Here is an 11,969-nt window from a genome sequence, read left to right as displayed (position 1 = left end):
TAGAGCGCATGATTCATAATCATGAGGTCGAGAGTTCAAGTCTCTCTCTCGCTACTTAAAAATCAAGAGGTTACGATGATTATCGTAACCTCTTTTAGTTTCTTGCGCACACAATTTGCACACAACTCTGGCGATTCTATGACTTGATCCAACCCTTCGAATCCTCGCCCCATCGCCACGGTTTTTCCATTTCAACGACTTCTTTTAGTTGCTCGACGAGTTGAATAATCATAGAGACGCGATCTATCATCTCGGTTGGCTTTTCGAAACTCCGGATTACATTCGGATTAGCTTGGACATATATTTTTAGCATTTGCAGCAAGTCTCTCGAAAAGGAATCGAAAATGAATTCATCTGCGCACCAATAAAGAATACACTCCAAGTGATCAACCGCCCTTTCGGACAGTACCGTCTGAATCGTGTTGCGCTTTTCGTTGTTGCGAACATCTTTGATTTCTGTAGCCATTTTGTTTCCTCCTTATTTTGATTGGTTAGTAAATCGTGATTAAGTTTTCAATGCGGGCCGAGCGAACCCCGACACCTTAGTATCAGATCGCTAATGGTGCTCTGAGTGTGTTTTGTTCTACGGTGGTCATAGTGTGCAAACGTTTGTTGTTTATTTTACACTGCAAATATACATATTATGTTTGTTGTGAATAAATAAAAATAATCAAATCATATATATTTTCATGACTTGATATACATGTGGCAATAATTTTGATTATGTTTGCATATAAGTTGTATAAACTTTATGCGTATATGGATGTAAGGGTTAAGGAGCTTTGCCAGCAGTATGGCACTACTCAAAAGGATTTAGCGCTCAAATTGGGCGTATCGGAAATGACACTGAGTCGGGCTGCCAGAGGAAATACATCGTTGCCTCTGCTTGAACGAATCGCCTCTGCGCTTGGAGTATCGGTTTCGGAGTTATTCGCCCCGCAGCCGACAAACACGATCACCTGCCCGCACTGCGGTAAACCGATCCGGGTGGAGAAAGGAGAATAGCCAATGAAGAAAAGGTTGCGCAAAAAGTTCCGCAAGGGAGAATTTGCGGAGTTCGGGTTTGAAGTGGATTTCGATTATTCGGCAGTTGCCGACAGCGGGAATTTCACCCCGTTTTGGGATGAATTCGTTGACCGAATCGAATCCCTCGGACTTTGTTGCGGTGGAGGCGGAGCCGAGCATCAAAGCTATTTCATCGACAAGCCCGGACGCGGATCGGTTTCGTCAGAACAACGTCAAGCCTTGATCGACTGGCTTACAAACCGATCGGATGTCACCAACGTCGTTGCCGGCGAACTTCGGGACGCTTGGTACGGAAGAAATGAATAAATTTATAGCCTTGCAGACAATGAACACCAGGCCAAATCTTTCACAAATCGATACGCTCAAGACTGAACTGGACGCCTTACGGCCTTTGCCGGAGGCTACTGTCAGAAGCCTCAACGAGGCTATGTCCATTGAATATACCTACGACAGCAACCGGATCGAGGGGAACACGCTTACGTTGCAGGAAACGGCGTTAGTGATCAACGAAGGGATTACGATTAGCGGTAAGAGTCTGCGGGAACACCTCGAGGTAATCAACCACATTGAAGCTGTTGAGTTCATCGAAGAAGTAGCCTCCCAAGAGCTGCCGATTACCGAGAGTGTCATTCGCGATATTCACGCCATTGTTCTGAACAAGATCGACAAAGAGAACGCCGGACGATACCGAACCGTTCCGGTTTTTATCTCCGGAAGTAAATATACGCCTCCTCAGCCTTACCTGATCGCCCCGCAGATGGAGGCTTTCCTGGCAGAATACGGTCGTATGGAGGCCGAAAAGCAGCACCCGGTATTGATCGCGGCCTACCTGCATGACGAGTTAGTGCGTATTCACCCATTCATAGACGGCAACGGTCGAACGAGCCGACTGCTGATGAACCTTTACTTGGTGAGGCACGGCTATCCCATCGTGTCGCTTAAGGGGGACAATGATTCACGGGTGCGTTATTACAATGCGCTCGAGAAGTCCCACATAACAGGCGATAGGAGTGATTTTAACACCTTGATTGTCTCGGTGATGACCGATACGTTGAAACACTACCTTTCGATCATTAGAGGCTAATTTTAAGCCCTATCTCACACAAGAAAGCCACCCGCGTTGAGGTGGCTTTCGTCATTCCGTACGGTTTTAGTGGTTTGCATCATCACAAACGGATAGGTTTAATTCAGGTTGCCATAGCGTAAGATTTCGGCCGCAGCGCGCGGCGTTTGACTTCGATTTTCATTATACTCCCCTCCCGGAGATGGTATATATCGCAGTGATGTAGGTGTCGCTGCTTCCGGATTGAATGAAACTGAGCCGGCATTCATACGATTCCCCCACCGGATCTCCCGCCCACATGACTCCGAGAAAGTCAGGCCCCGTAGCATTCCCACTGACAGAGCCGTCGGCTGTTCCCGAGCAGTCATCTCCGCTCCAATCTTCGTATTCAAATACGCACCGTACCGATTTATTTGTCGAGGAATAGGTAAAGCCATTCATTCCACTTGCCCCTACCGTCTGTCCATTCTGCGTATTCCCGGGTATTACTCCACTCGTCGAAACTTCGCCAATCTTCGTACTGCCCATATATAAAGCCACATTTCCAGAGACATTTACAGTGAACGGCGTGACATTCTTGAACTGAACCATGAGATGGATTCGACCGCCATAAGTAGGCACACCAGACTGGTTCACGGAGCAAGACTTGGTGATGCCTGAGGCAGTTCTTACCGTGATGTTTCCGCTTCGGGCCGGACTGTTGGCGTTCGAGGCTACGGTGACGGTTATACTCGCGTTCCCGTTCCCGGAAGTAACCCCGCTACACCAGCTCGGATAGGAAACCGACCACGAGGTGTTGCTCGTGATATTGAGCGTGAAGGAACCGCCGCCGATGACTGCGGTGTAGGAGGTAGGGGAGATGGTGAGTTTGAAATCAGCCTTGATGTCTGAGAGCATGACACATTGGTTGTCGGCATAGTTTCCGGTAACATCCAAGACACCCGTAGCCTTGATTTCGGCTTTCGTCGGGCATGTCGTCAGGTCGTCTGTGGCCGGGAATGCTCCCGGTGCTTTTCCGTTGCAGTCTGATTTCGTTGCTATTTTGTTCATCGTTATTAAGGTTGATTAAAATTTACTTTTGGTTAGGTGTCCCCTGCGTACTAAAGCTTTTTTGCTGGGAATAGGCAGTAAAAGTCACTTTATTCTTCTCCTCTTTTTGTCAAAAACAGTCGGAAAAACCCACTTTATTAGGCTCCTTCCTTTTGTTGGGAATAGTCACTAAAATCACATTTATTGTCTCGCTCAGAAAGGGAGGTTTGTCTTAGCGGCTTCTTCTTTCGCAAACTCCCAATCTGCAATATGGGTCATGGCCGGATTGTGGCGGAAGGCGATCCGCCCCGTAGCGCCGTCCCGCTGTTTGGCAATGGATAGAATGCCTACCCCCTCGGAATCGGCATTCTTCAGCTCCTCGATCGTTGAGATTCCGTAATAGGCCGGGCGATAGAGGAATACGACAATATCGGCGTCCTGTTCGATCGCGCCCGATTCCCGAAGGTCGGAGAGCATCGGACACTTGTCGGCCCGACCCTCGACGCCGCGCGAAAGCTGCGAAAGCAGAATCACCGGAACGTTCAGCTCCTTGGCGATAATCTTTGCCTGGCGGCTGGCCTGGGCCACCTCCTGTTCCCGGTTGCGGTTCCGGTTCGCCTTGTCGGTCGTGTCGGCCAACTGGAGATAGTCGATCAGGATCATGCCGCATTCGCCGCGTGAAGCGCGTATCCGGCTGTTGGTCTTGATGTACCGCATGGAGACCGTCGGGTTGTCGTCCACGTAGATCGGAAGCCTCGAAATTTCGGCTCCGGCCCGCTCCATGCGCTGCCAATCCGCTGCTGTCAGCCGGCCGCTCCGAAAGGCTTCGGCATCCATGTCGTCTACGGAGAGCATCAACCTGTCCGACAATCGGACTCCCGACATCTCCAGCGAGTAGATGCAGACTGGCACTCCGACGCTTGCCGCTGCCTTGGCGAAGTGGAGCATCAGGGCCGTTTTACCCATAGCCGGACGTGCGGCAAGAACGATCAGTTGCGACCCTTGCCACCCTCCGGTGGCGCGATCCAAATCCGTCAAGCCGGTCGTTATGCCGGTCACTTCACCCTGATCTGCTTTGGCCGCCCGATGCTCGGCTTCCCTCAACGCTTGGGCGGTATAGGCTTTGATGTGGTCGCCCATCCGACCGCCGGAAAAGAGGGTGCCGATCTTTTCCAGTTCGCCGGTCGCATACCCGATTACTTCGTCGATGTCTGCCCGTGTATCGCTGGTACGGGCCATGATTTCGCGCCCCACCTCCAGCATCCGCCTTCCGACGTGCTTTTCCACCAGTGTTCGGGCATGTGTTTCGGTGTGGGAGGCGCTGCCCGCCGTAGTCGCGATTTCGGTCAATTCGGCCGGAGTGATCTTTCCGGGCATGACGCCGGACAGCTGCAACCTCCGTCCCACCGCATACAGGTCTATCGGTTCTCCTGCATCGTACAGTTCGACGATCGACCGGTAGATCGCTTCGTGTTTGGTGGCATAGAACATCTCCGGAGCGAGTATCTTGACGACAGATGGGATTTGGTGCGGTTCGACGAGCAGTGCTCCCAACACGACCCGTTCCAGTTCCGTATCGTGGGGAGGAACGATCCCGCCTGCATAATCGATTTGTTTGTATGTGGCCTGTTGCATAATTACTGTTTTTTGGCGTTTTTAGGGTTGTTTTAGGGATTTTCTCAGTGAATGAGTAGCCTCTTGGTTACTGGGCGAATTTGAAGAATTTGGGCTGTATTTCGCCTTTTTGCGATTCGGCGATCGGAGATTGGGTATTTTCTCTACGTTGCCAGTTCCGTACAGTCGCTTTCCAATCGCGCATCGGGTTCTTACCGACTTTCCATCCGTTCGAGGCATAGTAGTCGATAAACCGTTGCGCATCGATCCGGTACCCTTTCTCGCTAACATACCTTTGCACCTCTTCGAGCGCGGGAGGCGTGAAACGCCTCTCTTGTAAATCTCTCCTCTCCTTCTTATTTACTTTACTCTCTTTTACTTTACTGGTTGAACGGTCGTTGAACGGACGTTCAACGGTTGTTGAACCGCAGTTGATAAGTGCCCGTTTTTCAGCACTTTTCAAACCGGCTTTTCTCGCCTGTTCACGTTTATGCTCCAGCGGAATCATCCGGTCAATCAGGCTTTGCGAAAAGAAAATCTCGTCGCCCTCAACGATAAAGAGGTCATAATTGTACACCACCGTTTTCACCTTCTCGACCGTGGTGTTATACCTCCGTGCAAGTGCAGGAAGCAGAGCTACCGGATAGCGGTACCCCGGTTGATCCCGCAGGGTTTCGATCAGCATCCAATAAATGCCGTATCCCTCCATGCCCAATTGTTCGATCAGCAGAACACATTTCGGGTCATCTTTGGCATTGGAATCGTGCGGGAAGTAGTAGGCATCCTTATTCATGGTTGCCCTCCTTCCTATTCAACTGAAGCATCTGGACAGGCCGGTTGCTTCGAGGATTGATGTCGCAGCCTACGACTTCAATAAAATCAACGTCAAGTAGATTACGAGCTATCCGACAAATATGATTTATGGGTAGATTGAATTCATCCGACAGATCGGCACGGGAAAAGGATTGTTGAGGATGATTACCAAAGAACCGCTTGGCCGTCTGTTCTTCCGTCAGTCGTAGTGCCGCTGTTGAGGCGTAGGCTCGTCTTTGGGTAACAGTAGCCCTGATCGGTTTGATCATTCGGAAATTGCGACTACCTTTGTGTTGTTCTACTGATTGCCCTTGCCTCCCGGCAGGGCTTTCTTTTTTTACCGCTTTCATGACTCCTACCGGTTTTGATGGTTACGGGCACTGCGGGCGATCAAGGCAACCGCCTCCCTCTGTCCAGTGTTGCACTCTTTGGCTTGCGATTCGGCCCACCTCAACAGCTCGGTACGGTTGAATACCAACCGGGAACCGTATTTGCGATGCGGAATTTTGCCGGTTGAGGTCAATTGGTAGAATTTGGATCGGGAGGTAGGATAGCCGTTTTCGGCCAAAAAGCGGATAGCCGCCGGTAGATTCATGGCCTCCGGTTGGTTTTCCGGTCGGGCCGCCTCTTTCTGCGAGGCTTGGAATTTTTCGAGTGCGCCGAGCACCGCCCCCTCCAACGTTCCTCTCAGTTGATCGGGGGTCATAACGATAACTTCGCTCATAGCTTTACTTTCGTTTGTTTTTTGATTGTGCGTGGCTAGCCAAGCCCCGCGGCGAACGTTCGAAAGCAAAGGTAAGGGCAGAAAAAACGATGGGGGTACCCCCACGGGTACCCCCATCGTTCCATCAATGAAAGATTATTGCCCTTATTTCAACTGATTCGCCAGACCCGAAAACCCCATCTTTTCGATAACCTGCCTTAGTTTTTCAGCATCGTGTTCCGATGTGTTTTGGTTGCTTTTCTTTATAGCCTTATAGATGCTGGTGTTTTCGATTTTTTCGGCATTACCGCCTAAAATTACGTGGATCAGGCGAGCAATATCCCTTTGACTAACTCCACCATCTCCATTTCGTTCGCTAATAAAGACCCCCATTTCACCCAATGCGTGTTTGAGAAACAAAACCCGTTGTGCCGTCGTCAAAAGAGCCCCTTTCGTTTCCTTATCTTTGGCATCGGGGTTCTTTGCTTCAATAATCGATGTCAAACCTCCAGCAGATTCTTCCAAATGAGAAATATTCAAATTAAAATCACGAATAATGGCACTCATTTCCCAAATTATCACATCTCTTGCGGTTTTAAGTTCATCCCAGACATCACGTCCTATAATTTGCCTTACATACTGTTTTGCGTACGAAAAGCCCTCCGGAAGATCATCAATTGAATCAACAAAAGACGGTGTTAAATATTGCAATAAATATCCGTGCCGACCTATGGCGTCGAGTTGTGCCATTTCATTGCGTATATGCGCCATAACATAATACGCGGTCAATTCAAATGATTTACCTGAAGGATGGCAATACTCGAAATGAGGGATTAAATTTTTTATGTAATCCATCCTTCCCTCAATCTCTTTTCTATTTACAAGTAGCCCGCTTCCTATCTCATATTTATCGGATGCTTTGATACTACGCACAAAATCGCCTAATGATTTGTGTATAATTTTTGTCATTGCCTCCAACGAAATATCCTTTAATAATTTATCACTAGGAAAGGACAATAATACATTCTCTATTTTTTTTAATTCACAACGATCACCTTTTAACTGTTTCCCCATTATAGCACAAAGAGAAAAGGGAAAACCCATTATATCCAAATACCACTTTCCCTCTTTCTCGGAATAATATCTGCATCCAGAAAATGGATACCAAAGTTTAATAATATCATAATAACTTTCTGATAGTATCATAAATTCACCCCAAAGATAACTGACATTATCAATCCATTGGGCGACCTTGTAATTATATCTTGTATCCATTACTCAAACTGTGTTAAAAGGTTAGCGTTTTTCTGTCGTTCCTCTTTCTCGAAAGAGGCCAGATAGTGTTCCGTCGTCTTGAGGTCGTTGTGCCCCAGCGACTCGGAGATAAAGGCGATGTTCGCCCCGCTCCGCTTGAGCACCGTAGCGAACGAATGCCGGGCCGTATAGGTGCTGATCCCATCGATCCCCACTGCTTCGCCAATCCGCTTCATCCGTTTGTTGATCCGGCGCGTCAGGTCGGTCGTTATCACCTTGCACCGCATCGCATCCTCCGTGCCGTTGAGGTAGGGGAATATGAAATTATCCGGTTCCGGCGGATTCCCCCAGCGATCGATAATCGCCTGCATCTCCGGAGTCAGTGTCGCCCGGACTTCACGTATCGTTGCCGTTGTGCGTTGTGTCTTCTGCCGTACAAAACAGACCTCTCCGTCGATGATATTGCGGTACCTCAACCGTACCAGGTCGGCTACGTTAATCCCATTGCACAAGTAGATGAAAAACCACAGATCGCGGTATTTCTCGGTAGCCTCCGTGCCGTCGGTATACTTCACCACTTGACCGATCTGCTCCAGGGTCAAAGCCTTTTTGTGTGAAACTCCGACCTTGATTTCATACCGTCCCCGTCCAAACGGGTATTGCGACTCTTTCACGATTCCGGCCCGTCGGGCCTCGTTGAGGATGGCCCGGATGTTTCGGCAATGGATGCCCACCGTCGTCAGGTTCTTTGTCTCCAGCAAATGGTGCTCGAATCGCCTCAACCATTCCGGAGTAATCGAGCTGAAGTCGATTCCCTCGCCGGCAAACTCCTCGACGACTCGCAGGGTATCTTTGTAGGCCAACATGCTGCCGATTCGTTCCTCCTCCTGCAAGGCTTCGATTTTGGCTCTGAAAGCGTCGTTAATCGCTCCGGTTACCGCCCGGCCTAATCGTAGATCGAGGTTATTGAACGTAAATTCTCCTCGTTCGGCCAAAGACTGCACGGCTTTCTTGATCAACTCGAACGAGGTGATAATATCGCGCCGTACCTCGGAATAGAGGTAGGATTTGGTTGCCGGAAGTTTCTCCCACTCTTCCGGCATCAAGCTCTTTCCGGTGGAGTAGTAACGTCGTACCCGTTTGTAGGTGACCCGTATCTTGACAGGATAAGTTCCGGCTTGGTTGGCCTTACGGGTATCCAGGATGGAAGCGACGGTAATTCCGTCGGTAGCGTATTGCAGCATGATCTTGACCCTATGATCTTTGGTAAGGAGGTTCGTGGAACACACAAAACGACTGAAAATCAGTTCTTATTCGGTCGTATTACAGCTTAGTATCTGTCATTTGTGTGTCCCGTTATGGAACACACAAACTGCACACAACTATGACAAAAGTACGAAAATATATGCAAACGGATGAAAATTTAGAAATGAAAAATGCGTTGAGAATCAACGCATAGCAAATGAATGAAATGTGTGCAATAACCGTTAAAAACGGCAAAATTACGATTCATAATCATGAGGTCGAGAGTTCAAGTCTCTCTCTCGCTACTTAATTCTCAAAGGGTTGCAAATTACTTTGCAACCCTTTTCTGTTTGGCGGAAACCAGCCGGCCCCTCCGTTCCGGGAAAATCCGCTCTCCGCCGCCCCATCCTACGCATTAAATGCGATTTTTTATTAAATTTGTAATAGTTTCGATCTTTTAGTAAACCTACTTCAAGAAACGAAACGGTTTTCAGGCAAATTTCAAGCGTTCGATATGGCGAAAAATCTACTGACTATCGGAATCGGCTGCATCGTCGGGTGGCTGATGGCGGGATGCGACACGCCGGGCAGACGGCTGCGCTCGGCGGCCGAAGCGACCGGAAATCCGGAGATGAACCGGGTGGCGGAGCACTATGCCGACGATTCGCTGCGGGCCGAGGCAGCGAGGTTCCTCCTCGAAAACCTCCGGGGGCATGCCACACGCACGTTCGACCTCGTGCAGAGGCGGACGGGCGAGGTATCGGACTATTCGATCTACCGGCCCGAGATCACCGGAAGCAATTATCGGACGGCGCTCGACTCGCTGGGGCTGGCGGTGCGCTACCGCACCGAAAACGACGAGGAGGCGATGACGGCGGACTACCTGATCCGAAACATCGACCTGGCGTTCGAGGCACGGGAGCGGTATCCGTGGGCGCGGCACTACTCCGACTCCGTTTTTATGCGCTACGTGCTCCCCTATCGGATCGACACCGAAGAGCTCACGGACTGGCGGACGTTCTTCCGCACGCGCTACGAACCGATGATCGACACGATGGCGGGACGGAAAGATATACGCGGCGTGGCGCGGCTGATTATCCGGGATGTCCGGAAGTGGTTCGGGTTCCATCCGGAGGCGTTGATGCTGAAACCGGCGTTCACGCCCGAGGAGGCGATGGCGTGCGGACGGGGCGAGTGCAACTCGGCGGCGGACATCTTCGTGCTGGCGCTGCGGGCGATGGGGATTGCGGCGACGAAGGATATGATTCCGGTGTGGGGCACTTCGGACGGGGGACATGTCGAGGCGGTCTATTTCGATGAGCTGGGCAATCCGGTGCTGCTCGATACGGGGGAGTGGCTGGCGGCGGGGCCGCCGCGGATCTACCGCATGGAGTTCGATCGGTCGGCGGAGGCGGCGCGACGCTTCGGACAGCCCTATTTCCGGGCGGTGACGGGGGAGTATGTGGCGACTTCGAACCCGCGGGTGGCGTTCGACTCGGTGGCGGGGCCGGATGAGCGGGCGGCGCTGGCGGTCTTCAGCAACGAGCGCTGGCGGCCGGCGGTGTGGGCGGAAAGGCGGGAGGGGAAAGTGGCTCTTTTCCGGGAGATCGGACGGGGGATTCTCTACCTGCCGGTGCTCACGGACGGGAGGTCGGTGCGGCCGGCGGGGCGACCGTTCCGGCTCGATCCGAGGAGCAATCTACAATACCACGAACCGAACCTGAACCGGTTGGTGACGATCGATCTGACGCCGTTGATTCGGGAAGCCGAGCGGGACACGCTGAACCCGAATCACTACTATGTTGCGTATTGGACGGGGCGGGATTGGCGGGAGTGCGGGCATCCGATTGTCCGCCGTTCCGGCGGGTCGGAGGACGGTCTGACCTATTCGGTGGCTGGGGTGCCGGACGAAGCTATTTACGGCCTCTTCGACAAACGCACGGGGCGGACATACCACCGCCGCATCTTCCGCAACGGCCGGGGCACAGCCCGGAGGTTCTGAGAGGAGATTTTATCGGGGTGTCTTTTTAGGATATCGCTTTTTGCAGCGGGCCCCGGGCTTCCGCTACTACCCCTCGGGCGCACTGAACGGTGTCGGCAACCACGGGTACAGCTGGTCTGCCGCCTCGAGCGGCATCCGCGGCCTGGAGTTGTATTTCCGTTCGCAGTACCTCGATTCCAGCCTCTCGGACTACCGCGCTCACGGTTTTCAGTTGCGTTGCCTCTCGGAATAAACGGTGCCGCTCGGCACTCGAAGACTGGCCGCCTCGGCCCAAATAACCGCCAGCCTCTACCCTACTTTTTTTTGTTTGACTATATGCGACCGGACGCCCGGGGAGGAACAGATTCGGCCTGTTCGTCTTTCGTTTAAGCGGCTCACCGCCAGCGGAAGCGCAAAAGCAACGCCTATTCGCACTTGAGTTAAGCGGCCCGGAGCCAGCGTGGACGCAACGAGTTCCGCGAGATTGCGGCCCTACGCCGGGGGTGGCTCCGGCCCGCGCGACCCGTTGGGTCGCAGAAGCTCGGCCAATTCACCGCCCTTTTCTGTCGGGTTCGGCCTGTCGCCCATCCCCCCCGAGGCGCTCCGCGCCTCGGCGACAAGGCCGGCGGTTCTATGAACCGCAAAAGCAAAGTCCATTCACCGCTTCCATTTTGCGAAATGCGTTTTCGGCCGCAACCAGCGAAGAACGAATATTAAGGCCGAGGCGGCCAGTAAAAGACGCTGTGCGTCCCCTCCGCATCCGGGGGCTGCGGGCCGACCGTTGTCACGAGGACTTAGCTATTCGCTCGCGGCCCAAAACCTGTCAAAAGCTGCCCAATCCACCGCCCCTGCCCAGCCCCAAGCTCGGCCCAGCGCGGCGGGAAAACCGGATACGGTTTTCCCGCCTGAAGAACAAGCATAGCCCAAAGCTCGCCCCAGTTCTCCGCCCCGTGTCAGCCTCACTGCGGCTCCGCTGTCGCTCCGCCGCATTTTCGCGCGCCTGCGCGATTCATCTATATTCGGCTACCGCCGAAATAGTTGAATCGCTTCTTTTGGCGGCGGCGCGCGGTCGAGCTTTGACCCGCCTGAAACTGCCCTGCGCGGGCGGCGGCCGGGTGACCCCGGCGGGACGGAGCGATACTGCGTATCGCTTAACCGCCTCAGCCCAATCCTTTGTGCGCGCGCCGGGGAAATCTTGTCAAAACGCGCCAGCGCATTTTGACAAGATTTCCCTCCTAAGG

13 protein-coding genes are annotated in these 11,969 nt (G+C 52.3%); 5 read left to right on the top strand and 8 right to left on the bottom strand.

Going from position 1 to position 11,969, the window contains the following annotated elements:
- Positions 1–136: 136 nt before the first annotated feature.
- Positions 137–466, bottom strand: coding sequence for a hypothetical protein (locus Q9S52_RS09640; RefSeq protein ID WP_304708959.1), 330 nt, complete (start codon positions 464–466; stop codon positions 137–139).
- Positions 467–723: 257 nt separating this feature from the next.
- Between Q9S52_RS09640 and Q9S52_RS09635 the strand changes: the two genes are divergently transcribed.
- Genes Q9S52_RS09635 through Q9S52_RS09625 form a run of 3 tightly spaced genes read left to right on the top strand, consistent with a single transcriptional unit; the run spans position 724 to position 2,110 of the window.
- Positions 724–1,005: a helix-turn-helix transcriptional regulator gene (locus Q9S52_RS09635; protein ID WP_304773868.1), complete on the top strand. Its 282-nt coding sequence runs from the start codon at positions 724–726 to the stop codon at positions 1,003–1,005.
- A 3-nt stretch (positions 1,006–1,008) separates the two neighbouring features.
- Positions 1,009–1,332, top strand: a complete 324-nt coding sequence (locus tag Q9S52_RS09630; protein WP_304708958.1) for a 50S ribosome-binding protein YggL — start codon at positions 1,009–1,011, stop codon at positions 1,330–1,332.
- Positions 1,325–2,110 (top strand): Fic family protein, encoded by a 786-nt coding sequence (locus Q9S52_RS09625; protein ID WP_370649007.1) that lies wholly within the window; start codon positions 1,325–1,327, stop codon positions 2,108–2,110. Before Q9S52_RS09630 ends, Q9S52_RS09625 begins: the two co-directional genes overlap by 8 nt.
- 162 nt (positions 2,111–2,272) lie before the next feature.
- Here the strand turns inward: Q9S52_RS09625 and Q9S52_RS09620 are convergent, their stop codons facing one another.
- From Q9S52_RS09620 to Q9S52_RS09590, 7 genes are all read right to left on the bottom strand, one after another.
- On the bottom strand, positions 2,273–3,139 hold the full coding sequence (locus tag Q9S52_RS09620) for a BACON domain-containing protein (RefSeq protein WP_304708957.1): 867 nt from the start codon (positions 3,137–3,139) through the stop codon (positions 2,273–2,275).
- Between the two features lie 192 nt (positions 3,140–3,331).
- Positions 3,332–4,753, bottom strand: coding sequence for a replicative DNA helicase (gene dnaB, locus Q9S52_RS09615; protein ID WP_304708956.1), 1,422 nt, complete (start codon positions 4,751–4,753; stop codon positions 3,332–3,334).
- A 67-nt stretch (positions 4,754–4,820) separates the two neighbouring features.
- Positions 4,821–5,525, bottom strand: coding sequence for a DUF4373 domain-containing protein (locus Q9S52_RS09610; protein ID WP_304708955.1), 705 nt, complete (start codon positions 5,523–5,525; stop codon positions 4,821–4,823).
- Entirely contained in the window at positions 5,518–5,895 is a 378-nt protein-coding gene (locus Q9S52_RS09605) for a hypothetical protein (protein ID WP_304708954.1), read from the bottom strand. The genes Q9S52_RS09610 and Q9S52_RS09605 overlap by 8 nt, the downstream gene beginning before the upstream one ends.
- A 5-nt stretch (positions 5,896–5,900) precedes the next feature.
- Complete coding sequence (locus Q9S52_RS09600; RefSeq protein ID WP_304708953.1) at positions 5,901–6,269, bottom strand: helix-turn-helix domain-containing protein; 369 nt, start codon at positions 6,267–6,269, stop codon at positions 5,901–5,903.
- 144 nt (positions 6,270–6,413) lie between these two features.
- Positions 6,414–7,523, bottom strand: coding sequence for a hypothetical protein (locus Q9S52_RS09595; protein WP_304708952.1), 1,110 nt, complete (start codon positions 7,521–7,523; stop codon positions 6,414–6,416).
- Positions 7,523–8,746 carry a site-specific integrase gene (locus Q9S52_RS09590; RefSeq protein WP_304708951.1) on the bottom strand — a complete coding sequence of 408 codons (1,224 nt, stop codon included), beginning with the start codon at positions 8,744–8,746 and terminating at the stop codon, positions 7,523–7,525. The genes Q9S52_RS09595 and Q9S52_RS09590 overlap by 1 nt, the downstream gene beginning before the upstream one ends.
- Positions 8,747–9,261: 515 nt before the next feature.
- Between Q9S52_RS09590 and Q9S52_RS09585 the strand changes: the two genes are divergently transcribed.
- On the top strand, positions 9,262–10,749 hold the full coding sequence (locus Q9S52_RS09585) for a hypothetical protein (protein WP_304708950.1): 1,488 nt from the start codon (positions 9,262–9,264) through the stop codon (positions 10,747–10,749).
- Positions 10,750–10,789: 40 nt separating this feature from the next.
- A complete protein-coding gene (locus tag Q9S52_RS09580) occupies positions 10,790–10,981 on the top strand; it encodes a hypothetical protein (protein WP_304708949.1) in 192 nt (63 codons plus the stop codon).
- Positions 10,982–11,969 lie beyond the last annotated feature (988 nt).

It is taken from the genome of uncultured Rikenella sp. (assembly GCF_948810725.1).
Lineage (GTDB): Bacteria > Bacteroidota > Bacteroidia > Bacteroidales > Rikenellaceae > Rikenella.
The sequence above is the reverse complement of the archived record's forward strand: the minus strand, read 5'-3'. Positions and strand labels throughout refer to the sequence as shown.

What these genes read in the sequence shown, in the direction of transcription:
- Q9S52_RS09640 (WP_304708959.1), bottom strand. Translation starts at nt 466, where the DNA reads ATGGCTACAGAAATCAAAGATGTTCGCAACAACGAAAAGCGCAACACG.
- Q9S52_RS09635 (WP_304773868.1), top strand. Translation starts at nt 724, where the DNA reads ATGTTTGCATATAAGTTGTATAAACTTTATGCGTATATGGATGTAAGG.
- Q9S52_RS09630 (WP_304708958.1), top strand. Translation starts at nt 1,009, where the DNA reads ATGAAGAAAAGGTTGCGCAAAAAGTTCCGCAAGGGAGAATTTGCGGAG.
- Q9S52_RS09625 (WP_370649007.1), top strand. Translation starts at nt 1,325, where the DNA reads ATGAATAAATTTATAGCCTTGCAGACAATGAACACCAGGCCAAATCTT.
- Q9S52_RS09620 (WP_304708957.1), bottom strand. Translation starts at nt 3,139, where the DNA reads ATGAACAAAATAGCAACGAAATCAGACTGCAACGGAAAAGCACCGGGA.
- dnaB (WP_304708956.1), bottom strand. Translation starts at nt 4,753, where the DNA reads ATGCAACAGGCCACATACAAACAAATCGATTATGCAGGCGGGATCGTT.
- Q9S52_RS09610 (WP_304708955.1), bottom strand. Translation starts at nt 5,525, where the DNA reads ATGAATAAGGATGCCTACTACTTCCCGCACGATTCCAATGCCAAAGAT.
- Q9S52_RS09605 (WP_304708954.1), bottom strand. Translation starts at nt 5,895, where the DNA reads ATGAAAGCGGTAAAAAAAGAAAGCCCTGCCGGGAGGCAAGGGCAATCA.
- Q9S52_RS09600 (WP_304708953.1), bottom strand. Translation starts at nt 6,269, where the DNA reads ATGAGCGAAGTTATCGTTATGACCCCCGATCAACTGAGAGGAACGTTG.
- Q9S52_RS09595 (WP_304708952.1), bottom strand. Translation starts at nt 7,523, where the DNA reads ATGGATACAAGATATAATTACAAGGTCGCCCAATGGATTGATAATGTC.
- Q9S52_RS09590 (WP_304708951.1), bottom strand. Translation starts at nt 8,746, where the DNA reads ATGCTGCAATACGCTACCGACGGAATTACCGTCGCTTCCATCCTGGAT.
- Q9S52_RS09585 (WP_304708950.1), top strand. Translation starts at nt 9,262, where the DNA reads ATGGCGAAAAATCTACTGACTATCGGAATCGGCTGCATCGTCGGGTGG.